The sequence below is a fragment of the Streptomyces sp. NPDC001532 genome (genome assembly GCF_040298625.1).
Lineage (GTDB): Bacteria > Actinomycetota > Actinomycetes > Streptomycetales > Streptomycetaceae > Streptomyces.
Window position 1 is genome coordinate 48,984 of sequence record NZ_JBEPAL010000031.1, and the last position, 25,709, is coordinate 74,692.

Genomic DNA, 25,709 nt, shown 5'->3' on the forward strand with positions numbered 1-25,709 from the left:
CATGAGCCATTGTGTTGGCGTTCGATATTCGGTAATCGCAGCCGGGCCCGGAATGTCTGGTTCCAAGCTTGCCATGTGAGGTGCGTCACAACATGTCCATGGCTGAAATCCGCTTTCGGATGAACGGCGGGTGACGCACGGTCATATCTCTTGTGACCGGCCGGACAGATCATGGCCCCCTGCACGCAAGGTTCACCGCTCAGCATCGGCATGTCCTCGACATCGACCAAGGAAGCGCCTGTGACCACGCACCGCACCCCGCGCAGAGCCGCCACCCTCGCCCTGGGCACCGCCACCACCCTGCTCGCCCTCCTCACCGCGGCCCCGGCCGGGGCCGACGACGGCCAGGGCCTGCCGACGGTCACGCCCACCAGCGAGACCCCCGCCCTCTACGACGACGAGGCGGGCGGCAACTCCGACGCGGACGACCCGGCGATCTGGCGCAACACGGCCGACCCCGACCGCAGCCTCGTCATCGCCACCGCCAAGGAAGGCGGCCTGCGCGTCTACGACCTCGACGCCCGCCTGGTGCAGTCGCTGTCCGCGCCGAAGCCGCCTGCCGAGGACGACGCTCCCGGCCGCTTCAACAACGTCGACCTCCTCACCGGTGTGCGCACCTCCACCGGCCGGGCCGACGTGGCCGTCGTCAGCGACCGCGGCAACGACCGGCTGCGGATCTACCGCATCGACCCGTCCAAGCCGGGCGCCCCGCTGACCGACATCACCGACCCGGCCGCCGCCCCGGTCTTCTCCGCCGACCAGGCCGAGATCAACGACCAGAGGACCGCCTACGGCCTCGCCACCTGGCGCGACAAGGCCACCGGACGCACCTACGCCCTGGTCAGCCAGCGCGAGCGGACCCGCCTCGCGCTCGTCGAGCTGACGGCCACCGCCAACGGCACCGTCGGCTACCACCGCGTCCGCACCCTCGACCTACCGTCGTCCTTCCGCCTCCCGAACGGCACCAGCTGGTCCCCGTGCGCCGAGCCCGGTGAGCTCCCGCAGGTCGAGGGCATGGTCGTCGACCCGGCCACCGGCACGCTCTACGCCGGCCAGGAGGACATCGGCATCTGGCGGGTCCGCGCCGACCTCACCACCAAGCCGGTCCTGGTGGACAAGGTCCGCGAGTACGGCGTCCCCGGCGTCTACGACGAGGCCACCGAGGAGTGCACGGCCGGCGCCGACCCCGGCTACGGCGGCACCCGGCTGGCCGCCGACGTCGAGGGCCTGACCCTGTTCGAGGAGTCCGACGGCGACGGCTACCTGCTCGCCTCCAGCCAGGGCGACGACACCTTCGCCCTGTACGACCGCGAGGTGAGCGAGGACAACGAGTACGAGGGCGGCTTCCGCATCGGCGCGGCCTCCGCGACCCTCGACGGATCGCAGGAGTGCGACGGCGCCGCGATCCTGAACGCCCCGCTCGGCAGCCGCTACCCGAACGGCCTGCTGGTCGTCCAGGACGGCCACGAGACGCCGGAGGTCCCGGACGGCGAGGGCGGCACCCGCACGGCGACCGGCTTCAAGTTCGTCGACCTCGGCGAGGTCGTGGACGCGGCCGACATGTGACGTCCCCCAGGTGACGCGCCGCGCGTCACCCGGACCACCTCCCGTACGGCCGCCGGCCGCCCGCCCCGGGCCCGGCGGCCGTACCGCGTTCACCGGCTTCTCCTGCTTCTCCGTTTCTCCGGCTTCTCCGGTTTCCGCGATGTCCGCGGCCTGCCCGGCTCCGCGGCCTCCCCGGCTCCGCCGCCTCCCCGGCTCCGCCGCCTCCCCGGTCACGGTGGAGGGGCGGACGGGTGGACGGGGACCCTCCGGCCAAGAGCGGGGGCCGAACGGCCCTACCCCGGGGCCAGCCCGCCGCGGGGATGCTGGACGTGCGGGCCCCGGCACTCTGCCGCGCGGGCCGCCCGGAGGAGATGAGGGCCGTGCTCGATCACACCGCGTCAACCGGTACCGCACCACCCCCGACCGCGTCCGCCCCGGGCGACCTGGGCCGCCGCCTGCGCCTGCGCCGCGCGGAACTCGGCCTGACCCTGCGCGAGACGGCCGACCGGGCCGGCATGGCCCCCGCCTACCTGCGCTATCTGGAGGAGGCGCCCGCGGTGACGCCCGGCCGGGGCGCGCTGCTGCGGCTGGCCGCCGCACTGCGCACGACCGCGACCGCGCTCTGCGGCGGGGACGTGGACCGGCCCGCCGGACAGGGACAGGCCTCCCACGACCCGGTGCTCAGAACGCTCGGTGCCGAGGAATGCCGGCGCCGGCTCTCCACGCACGGTGTGGGCCGGCTGGCCGTCTCCGCCCCCGAGGGGCCGGCGGTCGTGCCCGTCAACTACAGCGTGGTCGACGGCCTGATCGTCTACCGGACCGCGCCGGGCACCACGCCGGCGGTCCCGCAGGGCACCCGGGTCGCCTTCGAGGTCGACCACCTGGACGCGGCGTTCGGCCGCGGCTGGAGCGTGCTGGTGCGCGGACACGCCGGCCGGGTGACCGACCCGGAGGCCGCGCGCCGGCTGGCCGTCCGGGCGCACAGCATGCCCTGGGCGGGCGGGGCCCGCGAGGTGTGGATGTGCGTCGTCCCCACCGAGATCACCGGCCGCGCCGTCGAGGAGCGCGACGCCCAGGAGCAGGCAGCCGAGAAGCGGGCTGCCGAGGAGCAGGCGGCCGGGGACCGCGCCGTCGAGGAGCCTGCCGTCGGGGAACGGACCTCCGACGGCAGGTGAGACACCGAGGCGGACCCGTCCGCCGGGCCGGTGGCCGCGGCACTCCGGCGGCCACCGGCAACCCCATGGACCCGGCAGGTGGACCGAACGGCCCTGCCGGGTACCCGACAGGACCGACCAGGGCGAGGGTGGAGCCGAGGACGCTCCGGGGGCCCGGAGCGTCCCGAGGAACCGAGAGCACGGAACAGCACGGAACGCACGGAACAGCACGGAACGCACGGAACGCACGGAACGCACGGAACGGACCGAAGGGACCGCAGGCCGCATCGAGCCGCCGGGCCCAGGCCACGCACCGCCGCCCCCGCCCGCCCGTCCGTACGCATCCCGACCGCACCCGACCGGAGGGACCCCCATGTCCGTCGACACCAGGACGGCGCCCGCCGCACTCTCCGACCAGGAGCTGGCGGCACTGGACGCCCACTGGCGCGCCGCGAACTACCTGGCCGTCGGCCAGATCTACCTGCTGGCCAACCCCCTGCTGACCGAGCCGCTGCGCCCGGAGCACATCAAGCCGCGGCTGCTCGGCCACTGGGGCACCTCCCCGGGCCTGAACCTGGTCCACACCCACCTCAACCGGGTGATCGCCGCCCGCGACCTGGACGCCCTGTGCGTCTGGGGGCCGGGCCACGGCGGTCCCGCCGTGCTCGCCAACGCCTGGCTGGAGGGGTCGTACACGGAGACGTACCCGGACATCACGCGGGACGCGGCCGGGATGGCCCGGCTCTTCCGGCAGTTCTCGTTCCCCGGCGGCGTGCCCAGCCACGTCGCGCCCGAGACGCCGGGTTCGATCCACGAGGGCGGCGAACTCGGCTACTCCCTCTCGCACGCCTACGGCGCCGCGCTCGACAACCCCGAACTGCTCGTCGCCTGCGTCATCGGCGACGGCGAGGCGGAGACCGGCCCGCTCGCCGCGTCCTGGCACTCCAACAAGTTCCTCGACCCGGTCCACGACGGCACCGTCCTGCCGATCCTGCACCTCAACGGCTACAAGATCGCCAACCCGGCGGTCCTGGCCCGGCTGCCCGAGCCCGAACTCGACGCGCTCCTCACCGGCTACGGCCACGACCCGATCCACGTCACCGGCGACGACCCGGCCACCGTCCACCGGGCGATGGCCCGCGCCATGGACACCGCACTGGACCGCATCGCCGCCCTCCAGCGCGCCGCCCGCCAGGACGGCGCCACCGAGCGGCCCCGCTGGCCCATGATCGTGCTGCGCACCCCGAAGGGCTGGACCGGCCCGGACGAGGTCGACGGGCTGCCGGTGGAGAACACCTGGCGCTCCCACCAGGTCCCGCTGGCCGCCGTGCGGGACGACCCGGAGCATCTGCGCCGGCTGGAGCAGTGGCTGCGCTCCTACCGCCCCGAGGAACTGTTCGACGAGGACGGCCGGCCCCGCCCGCAGGTGCTGGCCTGCCTCCCCGAGGGCCCGCGCCGCCTGGGCGCCACCCCGCACGCCAACGGCGGTCTGCTGCTGCGCGAACTGCCGCTGCCGGCACTGGAGTCGTACGCCGTCCCGGTCGACAAGCCCGGCGCCACCCGCCACGAACCGACCGGCGTCCTCGGCGGCCTGCTGGAGGAGGTCGTGCGGGCCACCGCCGACCGGCGCGACTTTCGCATCGTCGGCCCCGACGAGACCGCCTCCAACCGCCTCCAGGCCGTCTACGGCGCCAGCGGCAAGGCCTGGCAGGCCGCCACCCTGCCCGTCGACGAGCACCTGGACCGGCACGGCCGGGTGATGGAGATCCTCTCCGAGCACACCTGCCAGGGCTGGCTGGAGGGCTATCTGCTCACCGGCCGGCACGGACTGTTCTCCTGCTACGAGGCGTTCGCCCACATCGTCGACTCGATGGTCAACCAGCACGTCAAATGGCTGCGCGTGACCCGCCGGCTGCCCTGGCGCGCCCCCATCGCCTCCCTCAACTACCTGCTCACCTCACACGTCTGGCGACAGGACCACAACGGCTTCTCCCACCAGGACCCCGGCTTCGTCGACCACGTCCTCAACAAGAGCCCCGAAGCCGTCCGCGTCTACCTGCCGCCGGACGCCAACACCCTCCTCGCCGTCGCCGACCACGTGCTGCGCAGCCGCGACTACGTCAACGTCGTCGTCGCCGGCAAACAGCCCTGCTTCGACTGGCTGACCATGGAACAGGCCCGCCGACACTGCGCCCGCGGCGCCGGCGTGTGGGACTGGGCGGGCACCGAGGACGGCACCCGCGAACCGGACGTGGTGCTCGCCTGCGCGGGCGACGTCCCCACCCAGGAGGTCATGGCCGCCGCCCAGCTGCTGCGCCGGCACCTGCCCGAGCTGGCCGTGCGCGTGGTCAACGTCGTCGACCTGGCCCGGCTGCTGCCCAGCGAGGAACACCCGCACGGCATGCGCGACGCCGAGTACGATGCCCTGTTCACCCGCGACAAGCCGGTGATCTTCGCCTACCACGGCTACCCCTGGCTGATCCACCGTCTCGCCTACCGCCGGACCGGCCACCCCCACCTGCACGTCCGCGGCTACAAGGAGATCGGCACCACGACCACCCCGTTCGACATGGTCGTCGCCAACGACCTGGACCGCTATCGCCTCGTCATGGACGTCATCGACCGCGTCCCCGGCCTCGCGGTGCGCGCGGCGGCCCTCCGGCAGCGCATGGAGGACACCCGGCTGCGCCACCACGACTGGATCCGCGCCCACGGCACCGACCTCCCCGAGGTCACCGACTGGGCGTGGGACGGCTGACCCGATCAGGGCCGAACGGCCCTGGCCATCCGGCCCCGTGAGGAGAAGGATCCTGGACGGGGCCGGGTGACCGGCCCCGCGGGACCAGCGGCACGAGGAGCATGCGATGGCGGACGGTGAGCGGACCGGCCCCGACGGGCCCATCGAGGTCTTCCTGCTGGACGACCACGAGGTGGTCCGGCGCGGCGTGCGCGACCTGCTGGACGACGAGCCGGACATCAGCGTCGTGGGCGAGGCCGCCACGGTGGAACAGGCGCTGGTGCGGGTCCCCGCCCTGCGCCCGCACGTCGCCGTCCTCGACGTGCGCCTCCCCGACGGTGACGGCGTGACCGTCTGCCGCGAGCTGCGCTCCCGGATGCCCGGCCTGGCGTGCCTGATGCTGACGTCGTTCGACGACGAGGAGGCCCTGCTCGACTCGATCATGGCGGGCGCCTCCGGATACGTGCTCAAGCAGATCCAGGGCTCCGACCTGGTCACCGCCGTCCGCACGGTGGCCCGCGGCCAGTCCCTGCTCGACCCGAGCGCCACCACCCGGCTGATGGCCCGGCTGCGCGGCGACGAGCAGCCGCCGGAAGAACCGGACGCGCTGCCCGAGCTGACCGCACGGGAGCGGGAGATCCTCGCCCTCATCGGTGAGGGGCTCACCAACCGGCAGATCGGGCAGCGGCTCTACCTCGCCGAGAAGACGGTCAAGAACCACATCTCCCGGCTGCTGGCCAAGCTCGGTGTCGAGCGGCGCATCCAGGCCGCCGTCATCGCCACCCAGGCCGCCGACCGGCTCCGCCAGGACGGCCGCGGCGGCCTCTGACCCGGCTCGCACGCCCGCTCCGTCACCGCGGCCACCGGCCCGCCACGTCCGGCCGACGGCTACGGTGGCACAGGAGGCGCCCGACCGGCAGGCGCACGGACACCAGGGCCTGGAGGGAACACGCGTGGCAAGCTCCGCGGAGTCCGGCAAGGCGCGCATCCGGCTTCCCCAGCTGCGGCTCGACGAACTGCTGGAGGAGGTCCAGGCCCGCCTGGACGCGGCCCGCGGCACCCGCGACCGCGTGCACAGCTTGCTGGAGGCGGTGCTCTCGGTCGGCCGCGAACTGGACCTCGAACAGGTGCTGCGCAGCATCGTGGAGGCCGCGGCGGTGCTGGTGGACGCCCGGTACGCGGCACTCGGCGTGATCGGCCCCGACGGCAGGCGGCTCTCCGACTTCCACACCGTCGGTGTCACCGACGAGGAGATCACCCGGATCGGCAACTTCCCCGAGGGTCACGGCATCCTCGGCGAACTGATCCGGCATCCCGAACCACTGCGGCTGGCGAAACTCTCCGAGCACGCCGCCTCGTACGGCTTCCCGCCCCACCACCCGCCGATGCACACCTTCCTCGGCGTCCCCATCCGCGTCCGCGACCAGGTCTTCGGCAATCTGTACCTCACCGAGAAGAGGGGCGGGGCGCGGTTCGACGAGGAGGACGAGTCGGTGCTGTCCACCCTGGCCGTGGCGGCCGGCGTGGCCATCGACAACGCCCGCCTGTACGAGGAGTCCCGGCTGCGCGAACGCTGGCTGCGGGCCAGCGCGGAGATCACCCACAGCATCATGTCCGGCAGCGGGCGCGGCGAGGTGCTGGGCCTGATCGCCGAACGGGCCCGGGACATCACCGGGGCGGCCCTGGCCGTGGTCGCGGTGCCCACCGAGGGCGCCGGCTCCCTCACCGTGGAACTGGCCCTCGGACAGGAGGCGCAGGCCCACCGGGGGCTGGTGCTGCCCGTCGACGCCAGTCTGATCGGCCGGGCCTTCGCCACCGGCGCCACCCTCACCAGCCCGGACATCGCCCAGGACGACCGGGTCTCGTCCGGGCCGCCGCGGTTCGCCGGCCTCGGTCCGGCGGTCGCCGTCCCCATCGGCAGCGGCGAGGGCGTACGGGGTGTCGTCCTGCTGGTCCGGGAGCGGGGCCAGTCGGTGTACGCCGGTCAGCAGACCGAGCCGCTCCAGTCGTTCGCCGGGCAGGCCGCGGTCGCCATGGAGCTGGCGGAGCGGCGCCGCGACGCCGAGCGGATCGCGGTGCTCCAGGACCGTGACCGGATCGCCCGCGACCTGCACGACCTGGCCATCCAGCGGCTGTTCGCGACCGGCATGACCCTGCAGAGCGCGGGCCGCTTCATCGAGCACCCGGGGGCGGCCGAGCGGGTGTCGCGCGCGGTCGACGACCTCGACGAGACCATCAAGATCATCCGCTCGACCATCTTCGGCCTGCGCTCCCGCGAGACCGGCGCCGGCACCGGCCTGCGGGCCCGCGCGGCCCGCGTGGCCGGCGAGGCCGCGCCCGTCCTGGGCTTCGCACCCAGCCTGCGGATGGAGGGCCTGCTGGACACCCAGGTGCCCAAGGAGACCGCCGACCACGTCGTCGCCGTCCTCTCCGAGGCGCTGACCAACGTGGCCCGGCACGCCAGGGCCGGCCGCGCCGACGTCGTCCTGGAGACGGACGGAGGCGAGCTGCGCCTGGAGGTCAGCGACAACGGCGTGGGCATCCCGGCCGAGGGCCGCCGCAGCGGACTGCGCAACATGGCCGAACGCGCCACCCAACTCGGCGGCGACCTCACCTGGACGACCCCGCCGGGCGGCGGCACCCGCCTGGTGTGGCGCGTACCGGTGACGCCGTAGCCCGTCCGGCGGTCCGAGCGGCCGGCGTGCCGCAGCCGGCCGCGGGCCCACAGTGGAGGGCACGACCACCAGCGGTGAGGTGACCGCGCCCGGTGCGTATCCGCGGACGACGGCGACCCTGGCCAGGCGGACCAGGTCGTGCGGCCCGAAACCGGGCCCGTGCCGCCAACAGGCCGAACGTCGTCACCGCCGCCGTTCCCGTGCCCTCGTGGGCCCGACTCCGCTCATGGCGCGGCAGTCCGGCGTCCCGCCACCCGGCCGCGCCGACACCACCGGTCCGCGCGGCCGCGCACGGGGTACCCGTCCGCGATCCTGTGAACGAGCGGGCACCCACCAGGAAGGCACCGGCATGACGAGCGAACGATCCCGGACCGTCCCCGACGACGCCCCACGCAGTCCCCGCCGGTCCCTGGTCGTGTGCGCGGTGATCGGCGCCGCCGTGATGGCCGCGGTCGACGAGATCGTCTTCCACCAGCTCCTGCACTGGCACCACTTCTACGACCGCTCCACCCTCGGCACCGGACTCCTCACCGACGGGCTGCTGCACACCGCCGAACTGCTCGCCCTGGTCGCCGGGTTCTTCCTCTTCGCCGACCTGCGCCGCCGCGACGCCCTCGCCCCCGGCCACGCCTGGGCCGGCCTCTTCCTGGGCCTGGGCGCCTTCCAGCTCTTCGACGGCGTCGTCGACCACAAACTGCTGCGCCTGCACCAGATCCGCTACGGCGTCGAGATCGCCCCGTACGACTGGGCGTGGAACCTGTCCGCGCTCGCCCTCCTGCTCATCGGCGGCGCGCTGACCCTGCGAGCGAACCGGCACGCACCGCGCCGGACCGCCCACCGGTGATCCCCGGCCACGCCCACCCGGCCGCCGGCACCGACACCGGCCTCCTCGCGGCGGCTGCCGCCACCGCCATCATCACGGCCGTCTGCCTGGCCGTCGCCGGCTGCCTGGCGGCCACCGCCCGGCTGCGCCGCCGAGGGGACGCCTGGCCCCGGCGGCGGGATGCCGCGTTCGCCGCCGGCGGCGCCGTCCTGGTGTACGCGACGGTGGTGCCGCCGCCGGGCGGGCCGTTCACCGCGCATGTGCTGCGCCACCTCGCCGTCGGCATGGTGGCACCGCTGCTGCTGGTCCTCGGCCGGCCCCTCACGCTCGTCCTGCGGAGTCTGTCCCCCGGGCCGGTGCGCGGCGGGCTGCTGGCCGTGGCCCACTCCCGGCCCGCCGCCTGGCTGCTGTGGCCGCCGCTCGCCGCCGCCCTCGACCTCGGCGGCCTGTGGCTGCTGCACCGCACCGGACTGCTCGCCGCCACGCACCACCGGCCGCTGCTCGACGTGGCGGTGCACCTGCATGTCCTGGCCGCCGGAACGCTGTTCACCTTCGCCGTCTGCCGGCTCGACCCGGTCCGCGGCGGCTGGGGCACGGCCGGACGAGGCGCCACCCTGCTGGCGGCCGGCTGGGCGCACGCCGTCCTGGCCAAGAGCCTCTACGCCACCCCGCCGCCCGGTGTCTCCGTCAGCCCCGCCGACCTGCACACCGGGGCGCAGCTGATGTACTACGGCGGCGACGCCGTCGAGGCCGCCCTCGCCGCCGTGCTCGCGGCCCAGTGGTACGCCGCCTCGGGCCGCGCCCACCGCCGCACCCGCCGCCGTGCGCTCCGGCCTCGGCCGGGGCGGGTCACGGCGCGGTCCTGACGCCGGGTCAGGCCGCGTCCGCCTGCCACAGGTCCGGGCCGAACACCTCGTAGCGGATCCGCCGCGGCGGCACTCCCTGGTCCAGCAGCGCGGAGCGGACGGCGCGCATGAACGGCAGCGGGCCGCACAGGTAGACGGTGGCGTCGGCGGGGACCGTCACCTCGGACAGGTCCATGAGACCGGTGCGGGCGTCGGGCTGGGCGCCGCCGGACCGCTCGTACCAGTACAGGGCCTCCGCGTGCGGCAGACGGTCCGTCAGCTGCCGGGTCTCCGCGCGCAGGGCGTGGTCCTCGGGGGAGCGGTCGGCGTGCAGGACGAGGACGGGGCGGTCGGAGCCGGTCGCGGCCAGCCGGGCGAGCATGCCGACCAGCGGAGTGCAGCCGATGCCGGCCGAGGCGAGCACGAGCGGGGTGTCGGCCTCGTCGAGGACGACGTCGCCGAACGGCGCGGACAGGGTGAGTTCGTCGCCCACCCGCACCGTGCCGTGCAGCAGGCCGGAGACCTCGCCGTCCGGGGCGCCGGCGTCGCCCGCGACCCGCTTGACGGTGATCCGGCGCAACTGACCGCCCGGGTCGGAGGACAGGCTGTACTGCCGCAGCTGGCGCACGCCGTCGGGCATCGTCACGCGGACGCTCACGTACTGGCCGGCCCGGGCGGGCGGCGCGGGTTCGCCGTCGGCGGGCCGGAGCAGGAAGGAGACCACGTCGGGCGTCTCCTCGCGGCGCTCCACGACCGTCCACGGCCGCCAGCTCCCGCCCGGCTCGACGCCCGCGTCCTGGTAGATGCGGGCCTCGCGGGCGATCAGCGCGCCGGCCATCAGCCAGTACACCTCGTCCCAGGCCGCCGCCACCTCCGGCGTCACCGCCTCACCCAGCACCTCGACGATCGCGCCGAAGAGGTACTTGTGGACGAGGGTGTACTGGTCCTCGGTGACGCCGACCGCGGTGTGCTTGTGGGCGATCCGCTCCAGCAGGGCGTCCGGGCGGGCGGCCGGGTCCGCGACCAGCGCGCTCGCGAAGCCCGCAACGGCCCCGGCCAGCGCCCGGCGCTGGGTGCCGACGGCCTGGTTGCCGCGGTTGAACATGCCGTCCAGCAGTTCTGGGCGGTCGCGGAACATCGCGCCGTAGAAACGCTCGGTGATCCGGTCGAGCGCGCCGGACACGGCGGGCAGCGTGGCCCGGAGGACGGCGGCGGATTCTGCGGACAGCATGGAGCCTCCCTGGACGGGATGGAGAAGACGGGGCCGTCCGCCGGAGGAGCGGTCGGCTGCCTCTGTATAGCAACCGGAATCGACGGTTCCGGGGAGTTGCGGGCCCCTGACCGGGAACGGAGGACCTTCGACCCACGGAACAGGGACCTTCGGCCCCATGGACGGGGCCCGCCCGGCCCGCGGGGCGCCCGGCCGGCCGGGGCGGACCGGTCCCGGTGCGGGCGGCCTCCGGTGCGGGCGGTCGTGGTCGTACCGGACGGGGCCGGCCCGTGCGCGATGGGCCGGGGCGTTCCCGACGGGGAGAGAGCCCACCGGCCACCCGTTCAGGGCCACTCGGCCCAAGCCGCGCCGGCCGCCGCGGGCCCACGCTGAAGGCAGACGCCGTGCATCGACGGCAACGGCCGCTTCGGCCGCCGTACGAGGAGGTGCAGCCATGACCACCATGACCACGCCCCGCCTGACCCGGTCCCTGCCCACCGAGCATCGGGGGATGCTGATGACCCTCGCCCGCGAGGTGGTCATACCCCAGGGCAGCCGGCTGTTCGAAGAGGGCGGGCGGGCCGACCGCTTCTGGATCGTCCGCACCGGCACGGTCGCCCTCGACGCGCGGGTGCCCGGACGCCGTCCGGCCGTCATCGAGACCTTGGGCTTCGGCGACCTCGTCGGCTGCTCCTGGCTGTTCCCGCCGCACGTCTGGCAGCTGGGCGCCGAGGCGGTCACGCCGGTGCGCGCCTGGGAGTTCGACGCCGAGGCGGTCCGGGAGCTGTGCCACCGCGAGCCCGCGCTGGGAGAGGCGGTCGCGCACTGGGTCGGCCGGGCGCTCGCGCACCGCCTGCACACCTCCCGCGCCCGGCTGCTCGACCTGTACGCCCCCTACGGCAGCGGCATCCCCGGCTGACCGCCCCCTCGCCCGACCGGGCCCCTCAGCCGTGCGGAACGACGGCGACGGGGCCCGGCGCGTGCAGCAGGGCGCTGTGCGCGACGGCGCCCAGCCTCCAGGGAGCCGGGGCCGCGTGCCGCCCGCGGCCCACCACGGTGAGCCGGTTGTGCGCGGACACGGCCGGCAGCACCCGCGCCGCGGGCCCCGGCACGACCAGCTCCGTCACCGGCACGTCGGGGAACTTCTCCCGCCAGGGCGCCACCGCCGCCGCGAGCCGGTCCGCCTCGGCCGCCGCGCGGACGGGGTCGAGGGGCCCGGCGGTGGCCGACGGCGGGTCCGTGGCCCGTACGGCGAGCACCCGCGCGCCCCGCGAGCCGGCGGTGGTGAAGGCGAAGTCCAGCAGCGGCTCGGCGGCCGTCCCGGCCCCGCGCACCCCCACGACGATCTCGTTCCGGCCGGCCCCGGCGGCGCTCTCGCCGTCCCGGACGGAGACGGCGGGGCAGCGAGCCAGTCCGAGTACGTGCAGGCCGGTCGAGCCGAGCAGGAATCCGGCGACCGAGTCCCGGCTGCGGGCCCCGAGCACCAGCAGGTCCGCGCTCGCGCTCAGACCGACCAGCGCCTCGGCGGCGGGCTCCGGGACGAGTTCCGTGGCCAGGACGAGGCCCGGGTAAGCGTGACGCAGGTCGGCGGCGGTCCGCCGCAGCACCTGCTCCCCGTACCGCCGCCCGCGGTCCGCGCCGCGCAGCGGGGGCGGGTCGAGCGGCCGGTCGGTCCAGGAGTGGAGCAGCAGCAGGGGTAGGCGCCTGCGCCGGGCCTCCCGGGCGGCCCACCGCACGGCCGAGACGTTCGCGGCGCAGCCGTCCACTCCGACGACGACGGGTCCGGTCATGGCGCACCTCCGGGGGCCGGCGCGACCCGGGGACACCCGGCATCGCGCGTCTGGGTTCCCGCCTCCAGCGTCACCGCCGCCCGCCCGCACCGGCGAGGGCCGTACGGTGCCCGGCCGGGGGCCGTACGGCCCTGATCCGCGACGCGCCGTCAGGCCGCCACTCGCCGCAGGGTCTCCTGGGGGGATCGGGTGGAGTGGAAGGGCCGGCTCTTCCGGCCCTCTTCCGGCTCACCGGCTGTTCCGGCTCTCCGGCTGTTCCGGCTCTCCGGCTGTTCCGGCTCTCCGGCTGTTCCGCCACTCCTGGAGCGGGCGACGGGACGCGCGGGCGGCCCTGCCGCACCAGGAGATCCGACGGCGCCGGCGGCGGGAGGCGCGCGCCCGCCGAAACCAGACGACCGGGCGCCGCGGCGGCGGGACGCATGGCGGAAGATCCCGGCGTACGCCCCCGTGCGGCGGATCAGCGGCGGGCGAAGGCCAGCACCGCCAGCAGGGTGGCCGGCTGCCGGGTGGAGAGGTAGAGGTACGGCGCGGGATGGCCCGGGTCGGCGATCTCGATCCGCAGGGCCGTCGGCACATAGCTGCGCAGCAGCATCACCGCACGGACGTCGGCCCGGCGGGTGCGCCACAGGAACGCCTCCTCGGCGTCCAGGAGCTCCGCCAGCCCCAGCGAGGCGAGCGGGAACCGCATGGAACCCGCGGTGAGGTGACCGTCCGCCACCACGATCGCGGCCGCACCGTAGCCGTACAACACCAGGGACGCCACCGCCGCCACCGCCGCGACACCGACGGCGGCCGCCACGAGTCCGAGCGGCAGCAGCGCGATTCCGGCCATCAGGCCCAGCAGAGCGGCGAGCCAGAACCACACTCTCGGTACGCCGAGACGCTCTTCGTACAGACGCATGCCCCCACCCTGCCAGCCCGCCCCACCGCCTCACGCACCGCCCGCCCGTCCGCCCCTCAGGTGGACCGGCCCTGTGCTCCGCGGGTGTGACGCAGTGATCATTCCGGGCGGGCTTCGCTGTCGTGGATCTCGGGAATGCATCGGCCGCACCTGCCCAGCACCCCCACACCAGGAGCACCGAGCACCGTGACCACGCACGCGACACCCACCCCCGCACCCGCCCCCACGCCCACCGCGCCGCGAGGACTTCCCCTGGTCGGCCACGCCCACCATCTCGCCCGCGATCCACTGCCGTTCATGACCTCACTGCGCGACCACGGCAGCGTCGTCCGCATCCGCATAGGCCCGACACCCGCCTACGTGGTGACCGATCCCGCGCTCACCCGGCGGGTCCTGGTCACCGACGCGGCGCACTACACCAAGGGCGGCCGGATCATCGACGCGCTGCGGGTCTTCTTCGGGGACGGACTGGCCACCGTCGCCGACGGGGACACCCATCTGCGCAACCGGCGCCTGATGCAGCCGATGTTCAACAAGGCCCACATCGCCACCCGCGCCGACGCCATGATCGAGCAGGTGCGGGAGACGGTCGCCGCCTGGCAGCCGGACCGGCCCCGTGACGTCTACGCCGACATGAACGACATCACCCTCGCCGCGTTCCTCGTCGCCCTGTTCGGCACCGACCTCCCGGCAAGCCTCCAGGGCGAGTTCACCACGCTGATGCCCGCCATCATGAAGGGCACCATCCGCCAGACCGTCCTGCCGAACTGGATCACCCGGCTGCCGCTGCCCGCCAACCGCGCCCACGCCCGCCGCGTCGCCCGGCTGCGCACCCTCATCGACCAGGCCATCGACCACCGCGCGACGGGCCACCGCACCGACGGCACCGACGGCACCGACCGCACCGACCATGCCCCTGATGCCGTCGGCTGCCCGCACGCGGCCGCGGCCGCGGGGACGGCCGCCGAGGCCGCGGGCACCGCCGACGAGGCGGAAGGCCTCTTCGACACGCTGCTCAACGCCGAAGTCCCGCTGACCCGACAGCAGTTGCAGGACGAGGCGATCACCCTGCTCACCGGCGCCATCGAGACGACCGGCACCACCCTCGCCTGGACCCTGTACGAGATCTCCCGCCACCCGGAGATCGCACGGCGGCTGCGCGCCGAACTCGACACGGTCTGCGGGGACCGGCCCCTGCGCCACGACGACCTCGACCGGCTTCCCTACGCCCGCCGGGTGGTGCAGGAGGCCATCCGCAAGTACGGGCCCGCCTGGATGGTGACCCGCACCGCCGCCCAGGACATGGACCTCGGCGGCCACCGCATCCCGGCCGGCGCCGACGTCGTCTGGAGCCCCTACCTCCACCAGCACGACCCGGCGCACTTCCCCGACGCCGGCACCTTCGACCCGGACCGCTGGACACCCGAACGCGCCGCCGCCGCCCGCGGATCCTTCCTCGCCTTCGGCGACGGCCGCCGCAAGTGCATCGGCGAGAACTTCGCCTGGGCCGAACTGCAGATCATCCTCGCGACCGTGCTGCAGATCTGGCCACGCTTCACCCTGGCCTCCCGCCCACCGCGCCCCCAGGCCGTCGTCACGGTCAAACCGGACACCCTGTCGATGGCGTTCCACACCGCCGAGGCCGTCCGGCCCGCCGGTGCCCGCCCGCCGGCCGCCGGCCTCGGCTGAGACCGAGGCCCGGCGTACGGAAGGGCACCGGCCCACCCCACCTCACCTCACCGCACTTCACCTCACTTCACATCGACGAAGTCACCCGCCGCCGTCGCCGGGCCGGTCGTGGTGGTGCCGGGGAAGCGGAAGCGGTAGTAGCCGTCGGTCCGGGCGGTGGTGGTGGTCTTCAGGGCGCCGCCGCTGCCGGTGGTGAGGGTCTTCACAGTGGTGTAGGCAGAGCTGCCCTTCGCGCGGAACTGGAGCTGTACCGGCCGGTCCCGGTAGCCCGTGTAGGTGCCGCTCTCCCAGTCGGCACGGGTCAGCCTGCCGGTGACGGTGATCGTTCCGCCTTTGCGGACCGGCTCGGGTGAGGCGTTCACCGTCACCTTGGCGGCGCGCTTGATCAGGGCCGTGCCGGCGGCGTCGGTCTCCGTCCAGTCGTCGCCGGTGTCCTGCGCGGCGGCGAGCACCTTCCAGGTGCCGGCGAGACCGTTGTCGTCGAGGTCGCGCGCGGCGTCGACGCCGAAGCCGACCGCGCAGGTGGACGTCGTGCGATCGGCGGCCGAGACGGCGCAGGTGCCCGCCAGCGGGTACAGCGGGAGGATGCCGTCCGCGTCGTCGGTGTGGGGGCCGTGCCACAGGTGGGCCCAGGACGCGGCGACGCCGTCGGGGTCCGTCGCCGTCCAGGTGATGGTGACGGTCTTCCTGGTGGTGAGGCCGAGCACGATGTCCTTGCCGCCGTTGACGACGACGTGCGAGAACGTCGTGTCGCCGGACGCCGCCGGAACCGCCGCGTGAGCGGCGGCGGGCGTCATCGCGGCGCAGAGGGCGGTCGCGCCCGACACGACGGCGAGGGCGGGACGAAGGCGCAGGGAGCGGGTTTCCATGGGGTTCCCCTTCGGGATCGCCGGCCTCGCCGTCTCCTCACGGCGCGGCCTGATGAGGTGTCACATCGGCTAGACCCTCGGGGGCGGGCCCTGGTTGCCCTGCCGTCGCCGAAGTCCCCGCCCCGCCCGCGGATGGCTTGAATGCATCGCATCGCACGCCCTGCTCGTTCGGCGTGCCCAAGGAAAGTGCGCAGGTGAGACCGTAAGTGGCCGCGGTTTGTCGCGAGTTGAGCGAAACTTCCATGATCTTGACATGGGCAGGGTGACCTTCGGTAGACCTCCCGCCGCCGACTGCCGTCCGGTGGCCGGTACGTGGTTCCTTCGAAGGGAAACCGATGCGCAGACCGAGAGCCGCCAGGCTCCTGGCCACGAGCGCGGCGCTGGCGGTCGTCATGACCATGGCGCCGATGACTCCCGCGTTCGCGGCGCCACCCGATACGGGGCGGCTGGTCGACTCGATCAGCGACCTCTTCACCGACCAGGACCCGGAGCCGGCCGAAGCGCCCAAGCTCCCCGACACCGACGTCCCCGCGAACGAACGCCTCGCCAAGGCCGAGGACGCGCCCAGGGCCAAGCGGGTCAAGGAACTGACGGACCTCCGCACCCCGTACTCCCGGCACTGGCGGATGTCCGACGGACGGGTGCGGTCCGAGGTGTCGGCGCTGCCCACCTCGTACCCGGCGGGCAAGGGCGCGGACACCGAGTGGAAGCCGATCGACACCGCGGTCACCGGTACCGACCGCAAGGGGTTCGAGAAGGCCAACACCACCAACCTGGCGAAGACCTACTTCGGCTCCCGCCCGGGCGAGCTGGTCCGCTACGAGCTCGACAAGGGCCACTGGGTCGCCATCGGCCTGAAGGACTCCGCCGCCCGCGAGCTGACCCCCGTGGCCGACGGCGACGTCGTCACCTACGAGGACGCGCTCGGCGAGGGCGTCGACCTCGCCTACACCGTCGGCAACGGCAGCGTGAAGGAGGACATCGTCCTCACCGAGCGGCCGAAGGGCACCCCGTCCTTCGAGTTCACGCTCACCACCGGCGGCCTGACCGCCAAGGCGGAGAAGAACGGCACCATCTCGCTGTACGGCGAGAACTCGCCGGTCGGTGTCCCCGCCCTGGTCATCCCCGCGCCGTTCATGACGGACGCCAAGAAGGACGCGAGCTCCGCCTACGGCACCAAGGGCACGGACGCCGTCCGCCAGACCCTCACCGGCAAGGACGGCGCGTACCGCGTCACCCTGCGCCCGGACGCGAAGTGGCTGGCGGCGCAGGAGCGCGCGTACCCGGTGACCATCGACCCGACCGTGACCATCGCGCCGACCCCGACGCAGTCCGCGGACGCGATGATCTCCTCCGACGACCCGACCGCCAACTACGCCGATCTGTGGCGCCTGTCGGTCGGCAACACCAGCACCGGCAGCTCACGGGCGCTGCTGCGGTTCGGCCTGTCCGGGGTCCCGGCGGGCACCCGGCTGGATTCGGCCGAACTGAAGCTGTACTACGACCAGACCCACACCACCGGCGCCACCGAGGTGCAGCTGGAGGCCCACCGCGCCACCACCGCCTGGACGGAGACCGGGGCGACCTGGAACAACGCCAGCGGCATCACCGGTGAGCTGTCCGGCACCTCCGTCGTCGTGGACGACGGCGACACCGGGACCACCGCCGCGCAGGGCGCCTGGCCGACCTCGGGCAACACCGCGTACACCCAGTACGCGATCGGCCAGGACTACCGGTACAACAAGGACGCCACCGCGGGCGACAAGTACACCTGGCGTCCGAGCCTGCCGGAGGACGGCGACTACCAGGTCGACGTGCACTACGTCCCGGCCTCCGACCGCGCCACCGCCGCGCCGTACACGGTGACGTACGAGGGCGGCAGCAAGACCTACCAGGTGAACCAGCAGGCGGGCACCGAGGGCGTCTGGAAGCCGCTCGGCAAGCACCCGTTCAAGGCGGGCACCACCGGTCAGGTCGTGCTCGGCGACGGCCCCGCCTCGACGTCCACCGCCGTCCTCGCCGACGCGGTGCGCTTCACCAAGGGCGGCGTGGTCACCAAGCCGGCGCAGGAGGCCAACGCCTGGCACACCTTCCCGGTGACCCGGACCGTGCAGCAGTGGCTGGACGGGACGTACGAGAACCACGGCTTCGTGGTGAAGGCCGCCGACGAGTCCGCGAGCGCCCCCAAGGGCGGCCCGCGCTACGAGGCCGCCGAGTTCGCCTACAAGGGCGAGGTCGCCAACTACCCCAAGCTGGTCCTCACCTGGGGCGACCAGGGCGTCGACGTCGACCCGCCGAAGGTCGTCCACTCGACCGGCGCGGAGCTGTCCTGGCCCGCCTACACCGCCCCCTCGACCTCGCCCGGCGACGACATCGTCGAGTACCAGGTCCACCGCAGCGTCTTCCAGCACTTCACGCCGTCCTCGCAGACCCTGGTCTCGCCGGTCGCCAAGGACACCCGCGCCTTCACGGACACCTCGGCCCGGCCGACTCCGGCGGACTCCGCCGAGGAGTTCGGTGACGCGTACTACTACATGGTCGCGGTGAAGACCGCGGACGGCCGCATCCTGCCGTCCCGCAGCGAACTGGTACGGCTGCCGAAGGCGGGCCGCACCACCGTGGTCCTCCAGGCCGGCCAGAGCGACACCACGCTGTCCTCCGCGCAGCCGGGCACCGGCCACGACACGCTCTCCGACGCCGGAGTCACCCACCCGTGGCTGTCGGTCGGCAACAACTCGGCGACCTACGGCACCACCCGCGCCCTGCTGAAGTTCCCCGGCCTCGGCGACATCCCGTCCTCCGCCCGGGTGCTGGAGGCGCAGCTGAACCTGTGGGGCTTCCAGACCTCGACGGAGTCCTCCGGCGCGATCTACGAGGCGCACGGGCTGACCCGTGACTTCGACGAGGCGGCCGCGTCCTGGTCGAAGGCCGACTCCACGACCTCGTGGACGAGCGCCGGCGGCGACATGGACCCGGCCGTCTCCGACACGGTCGGCACGGTCACCAACGACCCGGCGCGGCAGTTCTGGTACGTCACCTCGCTGGCGCAGAGCTGGATCACGAACCCGGCGGGCAACCACGGTGTCGCGATCAAGCTGCGCGACGAGTCGACGGCCGGCCCGCGCGAGCGCACGCTGTTCCTGTCCTCCGAGGCGGAGGAGGCGCAGCTGCGCCCGCAGCTGGTCGTGACCTACCTGTCGAAGTCGACGGAGAGCACCTACCACGCCCCCTACACGCCGTCCCGGATGATCCCGGGTGACGAGTACACGGTCGACGTCACCGTCACCAACACCACCACCGGTGTGTGGGAGGCGGGCACCCGCGCGCTCTCCTACACCTGGTCGCTGCCGGACGGCACGGACGCCACCACCGGCGGCAACCAGCTGGAGACGGCCCTGCCGGACCGGGTCCTGCCGGGCGACTCCGTGACGGTCCCGGCCCGGCTCAAGGCCCCCATCAACTCGGACTCGGGCAACAAGCGCCTGGAGTACGTGCTCAAGTGGGACCTGAAGAACACCGCCACCGGCAGCTGGCTGTCCGGCACCGAGGGCATCGCGCCGCTGGCGCAGAACGTCCGCACCGAGGACCCGACCTCCAACCAGCTCGGCCTGGAGAAGTTCTACTCGTACGCGGGCAAGAACACGGGTGCCGGTTCATCGCTGATGACCAACCTGTACGCGGGCAACAGCGTCTGGCAGTACAACGCGTTCTCCAACCCCGGCCGCGGCCTGTCCACGTTCGTGCGGTTCGCGTACAACTCCCAGGACACCTCCGACACCGTCCTCGGCCACGGCTGGTCGGCGCAGGCGGCGATGCCGATGCGGCTCGGCGCGGCGCTGGACCTCCACCCCAACCCGCACCCCACCGAGGTCACCCTCCCGGACGGTGACGGCACCGCGCACGTCTTCCGCAAGCAGGACGACGGCACCTGGCGGGCCCCGGCGGGCGTGCACTACCTGCTGCGGCAGGGCGCGGGCGTGGACTGCACCCCGGACAAGGACGGCGACCCGAAGGCCTGGTCGCTGACCCGCCCGGACCGCACCCAGTTCTTCTTCGACTGCGACGGCTACCTCACGTCGATCACCGACAAGAACGGCAACACCCAGACGTACACGTACGCCGAGCGCAAGTCGAACAACAAGCCGGTCAAGTTCCTCACCTACATCGAGGACCCGACCGCCCGGCAGTCGCTCACCGTCACGTACTACACGAAGGCCGACACCAGCAGCCCGAAGATCATCGACCACGTCAAGTCGATGACCGACGTCTCCGGGCGCAAGATCACCTTCGAGTACTCCGACAAGGGCCTGCTCACCAAGCTCACCGACGGCGCGGGCAGCGCCCAGCCCAAGGTGTTCGGCTTCACCTACGACATGGAGCAGGGCAACAAGAACGCCAAGCTGGTCAAGGTCACCGACCCGCGCGGCAACGCCACCTCGCTGGACTACTACTACCCGAGCGAGGGCGACGACCCGAAGTTCCACTGGAACACGCAGACCATCACCGACCGCCTCGGCGGCGCCACCGGGTACGTGTACACCGACCCCGACGGCACCGGCGGCTCGTTCATCCAGACCAAGGTGACCGACGCGGAGGGCAACGCCGCCGTCCAGTCGCTCGACGGGTACGGCCGTCCCAACACCATCACCAACGCCAAGTCGGAGACGACGAAGCTGGGCTGGGACACCGACAACAACGTCACCCGGCTGGAGGAGGCCAACGGGGCCGTCACCACGTACAAGTACGACACCAAGACGGGTTACCCGCTGGAGGAGAAGGACGCCGAGGCCAACAAGAACGGCACCGCGGCCCGTACCTACACCTACTCCTACGGTCTGAACGGCCATGTCGCCGACCTCTTCGAGAAGAAGTCGCCGGAGGGCCGCACCTACCGGCTCGGCTACGACACCAGGGGCAACCTGACCTCGGTCACCGACCCCAAGGGCGTCGCCACCACCGACGTCGCGGGCGACTACACCTCCCGCACGGAGTACGACCAGTACGGCCAGGTCACCAAGGAGATCGACGCCAACGGGCACGACACCGAGTACAAGGACTACGACCCGGTCGGCTACCCGGAGACCATCCTCGACCCCCTCGACCACCCCTCGCGCTCCGAGTACGACGTCCGGGGCAATGTCACCAAGGTCGTCAACGCCAAGGGCGCCGAGGTCACCCAGGCCTACGACGTCTTCGGCCGGCCCCTGGACAAGAAGGAGCCCAAGGACCAGGCCGCCGGCGACTTCATCGTCACCCCGGCCCCGGTCTACGACGCCAACGACAACATCACCAAGGCGTACGCCGCGAACGGCACCGAGACCACCTCGGTGTACGACAAGGCCGACCAGGTCCTGGAGAACACCGCACCCGGCGACGAGGCCGGAGACCCCGGACGCAAGTCCACCTTCACCTACGACAAGGTCGGCAACGTCCTCACCCAGACCGGGCCGCAGGGCAACCTGACCGCCACGGTTGGGGACTTCACCAGCACCACGCGCTACGACTCGGTGTACCAGCCGATCGAGGTCGTCGACGCCGAGGGCCACAGATCCACGGCCCACTACGACAACGTCGGCAACCTGGTGAAGGTCGTCGACGCCCGCAAGAACGCCACCGCCGACCCCGACGACTACACCACCCGCTACGAGTACGACCTCAACCACCGCAAGATCAGGACGATCGACGCGCTGGAGTGGACCACCTCCGTCCGCTACGACAAGGACGGGCTCCAGATCGCCCAGACGGACGCGGAGGGCAACGAGTCGCTCGCCGAGTACGACGAGCGCGGCGCCCTGGTCCAGTCGAAGGTCCCGGTGAGCGAGAACTCCTCCGGGGAGATCAGCTACCGCACCACGCGCTACGTCTACGACCAGGTCGGCAACCGCACCAAGACGATCACTCCGCGAGGCGTCGCCACCACGGACGACACCACCGACTTCACCGCGGAGACCGTCTACGACGAGCTGAACCGGGTCAAGGAGGAGCGCTCCCCGTTCGACGAGGGTGACAGCCGGTACTCCGCACCGGACTCCACCTTCTACTTCTACGACGAGGTCGGCAACCTCAGCGAGGTCTCCGCACCGCCGTCCGACGGCCAGTCGGTCCGCAACGTCACCAAGTACACGTACTTCGACAACGGCTGGACCGAGACGACCACCGACCCGTGGGACATCACCACGTCCTACGCGTACAACAAGCTCGGCCAGCAGACGAAGAACACCCTGACCTCCGCGGGCGGCTCCCAGCAGCGCACCATCACCTGGGACTTCTACCCGTCCGGCAATCAGCGCTCGCACTCCGACGACGGCGTGCCCGTCGGCCGTCACGTGGTCCTCGTCGACAGCTCGGACTTCAACAACACCGCCACCCAGGGCAGCTGGACGCGCACCGAGGCCGAGAAGCAGTACGGCTACAACACCTTCTCGCACGCCGCGGGCGACGGCAGCGCCTCCTTCTCGTGGCAGCTGAACATCCCGCAGAACGGCACCTACGAGGTCCTGGTCCGCCATCCGCGGCTCAACGGCGCGGCGACCGACGCCAAGTTCAAGGTCGACCACGACGGCGGCTCCGCCACGAAGACCGTCGACCAGACGCAGCGCGCGGGCGAGTGGATCTCCCTGGGCTCGTACGCCTTCGTCGAGGACGGCCCGCAGAAGGTCACCGTCACCGACCAGGCGAACGGCACCGTCCTCGCCGACGCGGTGAAGCTGGTCCGCGACAACGGCGGCGACACCGACGACGAGAAGAAGGAGTTCACCTACAAGTACAACGCCAACGGCGACATGGTCGAGGTCAAGGACCTCTCGCCCGGCGCGAAGACCGACACCTACAAGATCGCCTACGACGGTCTGAACCGCATCACCAAGGTCGAGGAGCTCACGGCCGGCACGGTGAAGAACACCACCGAGCTGACCTACAACGAGATCGGCAACCCGCTCACCTCGAAGCACGACCTGACCTGGTCGAAGATCGAGTACGACGAGCGCGACCTGGTCAAGAAGGTCACCAACGCCGACTCGCCCACCGCGGGCAACCAGCAGATCTCCTCCATGACCTACACCGCCCGCGGGCAGCTGCTGCGGCAGACCAAGCCCAACGGCAACACCCTGGACATGCGGTACTACCTCGACGGGTCGGTGCGGCAGTCCCTGGAGAAGACCTCCGGCGGCACGGTGGTCGCCCAGCACGACCTGGAGTACTCCCTCAACGGGCACCGCTCCAAGGACACGCTGAAGCTGATGAACGCCGACGACAACGCGGCGTACATCAACAACACCTACACCTACACCTACGACCCGCAGGACCGCGTCACCAAGGTCGACAAGGCCGGTGACGACCCCACCACCGAGTCGTACACCTACGACCGCAACAGCAACGTCGTCGAGCAGACCGTCGACGACATCACCACCACCCAGCGCTACGACCGCAACCGGCTGCTGTCGGCGACCACCAACGGTGTCACCGCCACCTACAACTACGACCCGCTGGGCCGTCTCGACACGGTCAGCTCCGGAGGCCAGACCACCCAGAAGTACTACTACGACGGCTTCGACCGCACCGCCAAGGTCCGCGCCGGCACCGGCGCCGCCGCGGTGACGACCTCCTACACCTACGACCCGTTCGACCGGACGGTCACCACGACCGACTCCGGCGCCGAGTCGAAGACCACGGCCTTCACCTACCTCGGCCTGGACAGCACGCTGCTGCGGGAGACCGTCGACGGCAAGGCCGACAAGGACTACCAGTACCTCGCCGGCGGCCAGCGGGCCACCCAGATCAAGCACAAGGACGACGGCGCCAAGGAGTACTCGCAGTTCGTCACCAGCCCGCGCGGCGACGTCGAGGCGATCACCAAGGAGGACGGCAAGACCCGCGCCACGTACGGCTACACCGCCTACGGCGCTGCCGACGAGTCCCAGATGACCGGCGCCGACAAGCCCGGCACGGGCGGCGAGGAGCAGGAGGACTACAACACCTTCCGCTTCAACTCCTCCCGCTGGGACGGCGGCTCCGGCACGTACGACATGGGCTTCCGCAACTACGACCCGGGCCTGAACCGCTTCCTCACCCGGGACTCCTACAGCGGCGCCATGGCGGACATGTCCCTGGCCACCGACCCGTTCACCGGCAACCGCTACGCCTTCGCGGGCGGCAACCCGATCAGCTTCGTCGAACTCGACGGCCACCTGTTCGGGCTCTCCCTGTCCGACATCGGCCACGCGGCACTCGACGTGGTGGGTCTCGTCCCGGTCGTCGGAGAGGTCGCCGACGTCGCCAACGGCATCTGGTACGCCGCCGAGGGCAACTACGTCGACGCGGCCCTGTCCATGAGCTCCGCCATCCCGCTGGTCGGGTACGGGGCCTCGGCGGTCAAGGCCGGCAAGTACGCCAAGAAGGGCATCGACGCCGTCGACTCGGCGAACGACGCCAAGAAGGCGGAGAACACCGCCGACGCGGCCACCCCGGCCAAGAAGGCCGACGAACCGGACGCGCCGAGCTGCCCGGTGAAGCGCAACAGCTTCGTGCCGGGCACCAAGGTGCTGATGGCCGACGGGTCCCGGAAGAACATCGAGGACCTGAAGGAGGGCGAGTTCGTCCTGGCCTCCGACCCGGAGACCGGTGACGTCCAGGGCCGCCAGATCACCGACACCCGTGACCACGCCGGTGACAAGCACCTGGTCACCCTGACCGTCGACACCGACGGCGCGAACGGCGACGCGGAGCCGTCCACGATCACCTCCACCGACGAGCACCCGTACTGGGTGCCCGACTTCGGCAAGTGGTTCGACGCCGGCGAACTCGAGCCGGGCATGTGGCTGCAGACCGCGGCCGGCACCTGGGTGCAGATCACCGCGGTCGACGACACCCACCGCAGCCAGCGGGTGCACAACCTCACCGTCGAGGGCCAGCACGTCTTCTACGTGCAGGTCGGCGGCGTCGACGTCCTCACCCACAACGAGGACCGACGTGTCGCCCCGGGCACCTGCCCGGTCTCCGACGACGAGGCCCGGCAACTGCTCGACGACGCCGAGGCCATCCACGACGCGCGGACCAAGGGCATGGACCCGGACTCCGCGGGAGCACGGATCGCCGAGCAGGGCACCACGGTGGCGACCGGCAAGTTCGGTGATGTGAAGTACTACACCACCAACAACAACCGGGCGACGCCCGCCATGAAGGACAAGGCGGAGGAGCTGGGCTACGAGCGGCTGTACGGCGCCGAGTACACCACTCCGAAGCTGGAGACCGACGCCGAGCAGATCTTCATGAACGCCCACCAGGACGGAACCCTGATCGGCCCCGGCACGGTCGCCTCGTCCCGCAAGGCCTGCGGCCCGCAGCGCCAGAACTGCGCGGGACGCGCGAACGAGCCCGAGTTCGGCGACATCGAACTCTGGGAGCGGGACCGCGTCGCTCCCTGGGACAGGTAAGGAGAAATGAGCGCCGAGTGGCCCCCGGGACGCCCGGGGG

At 72.5% G+C, this 25,709-nt stretch carries 14 protein-coding genes; 10 read left to right on the forward strand and 4 right to left on the reverse strand.

Features of this window, described 5'->3' with window-relative positions; translation table 11 throughout:
* The first annotated feature begins 210 nt into the window (after window positions 1–210).
* From ABT232_RS25915 to ABT232_RS25945, 7 genes are all read left to right on the forward strand, one after another.
* Window positions 211–1,566: a phytase gene (locus ABT232_RS25915; RefSeq protein ID WP_351843982.1), complete on the forward strand. Its 1,356-nt coding sequence runs from the start codon at window positions 211–213 to the stop codon at window positions 1,564–1,566.
* A 359-nt stretch (window positions 1,567–1,925) separates the two neighbouring features.
* Window positions 1,926–2,720 (forward strand): pyridoxamine 5'-phosphate oxidase family protein, encoded by a 795-nt coding sequence (locus tag ABT232_RS25920; protein ID WP_351843985.1) that lies wholly within the window; start codon window positions 1,926–1,928, stop codon window positions 2,718–2,720.
* 352 nt (window positions 2,721–3,072) lie between these two features.
* Window positions 3,073–5,457: a phosphoketolase family protein gene (locus ABT232_RS25925; protein ID WP_351843987.1), complete on the forward strand. Its 2,385-nt coding sequence runs from the start codon at window positions 3,073–3,075 to the stop codon at window positions 5,455–5,457.
* Between the two features lie 106 nt (window positions 5,458–5,563).
* A complete protein-coding gene (locus ABT232_RS25930; protein WP_351843989.1) occupies window positions 5,564–6,265 on the forward strand; it encodes a response regulator in 702 nt (233 codons plus the stop codon).
* A 124-nt stretch (window positions 6,266–6,389) separates the two neighbouring features.
* Window positions 6,390–8,111, forward strand: a complete 1,722-nt coding sequence (locus tag ABT232_RS25935; RefSeq protein ID WP_351843990.1) for a sensor histidine kinase — start codon at window positions 6,390–6,392, stop codon at window positions 8,109–8,111.
* A gap of 349 nt (window positions 8,112–8,460) precedes the next feature.
* Window positions 8,461–8,955, forward strand: a complete 495-nt coding sequence (locus ABT232_RS25940) for a DUF2243 domain-containing protein (RefSeq protein WP_351843992.1) — start codon at window positions 8,461–8,463, stop codon at window positions 8,953–8,955.
* Window positions 8,952–9,800, forward strand: coding sequence for a cytochrome c oxidase assembly protein (locus ABT232_RS25945; RefSeq protein WP_351843994.1), 849 nt, complete (start codon window positions 8,952–8,954; stop codon window positions 9,798–9,800). Before ABT232_RS25940 ends, ABT232_RS25945 begins: the two co-directional genes overlap by 4 nt.
* A gap of 7 nt (window positions 9,801–9,807) precedes the next feature.
* On the opposite strand, the gene ABT232_RS25950 is transcribed toward ABT232_RS25945, so the two are convergent.
* A complete protein-coding gene (locus ABT232_RS25950) occupies window positions 9,808–11,010 on the reverse strand; it encodes a globin domain-containing protein (RefSeq protein ID WP_351843996.1) in 1,203 nt (400 codons plus the stop codon).
* 433 nt (window positions 11,011–11,443) lie between these two features.
* Here ABT232_RS25950 and ABT232_RS25955 point away from each other — a divergent pair, with 433 nt between their 5' ends.
* A complete protein-coding gene (locus ABT232_RS25955; RefSeq protein ID WP_351843998.1) occupies window positions 11,444–11,908 on the forward strand; it encodes a Crp/Fnr family transcriptional regulator in 465 nt (154 codons plus the stop codon).
* Window positions 11,909–11,933: 25 nt separating this feature from the next.
* Here ABT232_RS25955 and ABT232_RS25960 read toward each other — a convergent pair whose 3' ends face one another.
* Window positions 11,934–12,779, reverse strand: coding sequence for a universal stress protein (locus ABT232_RS25960; protein ID WP_351844001.1), 846 nt, complete (start codon window positions 12,777–12,779; stop codon window positions 11,934–11,936).
* A gap of 457 nt (window positions 12,780–13,236) precedes the next feature.
* The gene (locus ABT232_RS25965) at window positions 13,237–13,680 is read right to left on the reverse strand and encodes a DUF3093 domain-containing protein (protein WP_351844003.1); all 444 of its coding nucleotides are present in this window, start codon (window positions 13,678–13,680) and stop codon (window positions 13,237–13,239) included.
* Between the two features lie 186 nt (window positions 13,681–13,866).
* Between ABT232_RS25965 and ABT232_RS25970 the strand changes: the two genes are divergently transcribed.
* A complete protein-coding gene (locus ABT232_RS25970; RefSeq protein WP_351844006.1) occupies window positions 13,867–15,369 on the forward strand; it encodes a cytochrome P450 in 1,503 nt (500 codons plus the stop codon).
* Between the two features lie 62 nt (window positions 15,370–15,431).
* On the opposite strand, the gene ABT232_RS25975 is transcribed toward ABT232_RS25970, so the two are convergent.
* A complete protein-coding gene (locus tag ABT232_RS25975; RefSeq protein WP_351844008.1) occupies window positions 15,432–16,238 on the reverse strand; it encodes a hypothetical protein in 807 nt (268 codons plus the stop codon).
* A gap of 335 nt (window positions 16,239–16,573) precedes the next feature.
* Here ABT232_RS25975 and ABT232_RS25980 point away from each other — a divergent pair, with 335 nt between their 5' ends.
* Window positions 16,574–25,669 (forward strand): golvesin C-terminal-like domain-containing protein, encoded by a 9,096-nt coding sequence (locus ABT232_RS25980; RefSeq protein WP_351844010.1) that lies wholly within the window; start codon window positions 16,574–16,576, stop codon window positions 25,667–25,669.
* The last annotated feature ends 40 nt before the right edge of the window (window positions 25,670–25,709 follow it).

Bases quoted from the DNA above. Each gene is read 5' to 3' on its own strand.
- ABT232_RS25940 (WP_351843992.1), top strand. From the start codon at position 8,461: ATGACGAGCGAACGATCCCGGACCGTCCCCGACGACGCCCCACGCAGT.
- ABT232_RS25975 (WP_351844008.1), bottom strand. From the start codon at position 16,238: ATGGAAACCCGCTCCCTGCGCCTTCGTCCCGCCCTCGCCGTCGTGTCG.
- ABT232_RS25980 (WP_351844010.1), top strand. From the start codon at position 16,574: ATGCGCAGACCGAGAGCCGCCAGGCTCCTGGCCACGAGCGCGGCGCTG.
- ABT232_RS25965 (WP_351844003.1), bottom strand. From the start codon at position 13,680: ATGCGTCTGTACGAAGAGCGTCTCGGCGTACCGAGAGTGTGGTTCTGG.
- ABT232_RS25915 (WP_351843982.1), top strand. From the start codon at position 211: ATGTCCTCGACATCGACCAAGGAAGCGCCTGTGACCACGCACCGCACC.
- ABT232_RS25960 (WP_351844001.1), bottom strand. From the start codon at position 12,779: ATGACCGGACCCGTCGTCGTCGGAGTGGACGGCTGCGCCGCGAACGTC.
- ABT232_RS25950 (WP_351843996.1), bottom strand. From the start codon at position 11,010: ATGCTGTCCGCAGAATCCGCCGCCGTCCTCCGGGCCACGCTGCCCGCC.
- ABT232_RS25955 (WP_351843998.1), top strand. From the start codon at position 11,444: ATGACCACCATGACCACGCCCCGCCTGACCCGGTCCCTGCCCACCGAG.
- ABT232_RS25925 (WP_351843987.1), top strand. From the start codon at position 3,073: ATGTCCGTCGACACCAGGACGGCGCCCGCCGCACTCTCCGACCAGGAG.
- ABT232_RS25930 (WP_351843989.1), top strand. From the start codon at position 5,564: ATGGCGGACGGTGAGCGGACCGGCCCCGACGGGCCCATCGAGGTCTTC.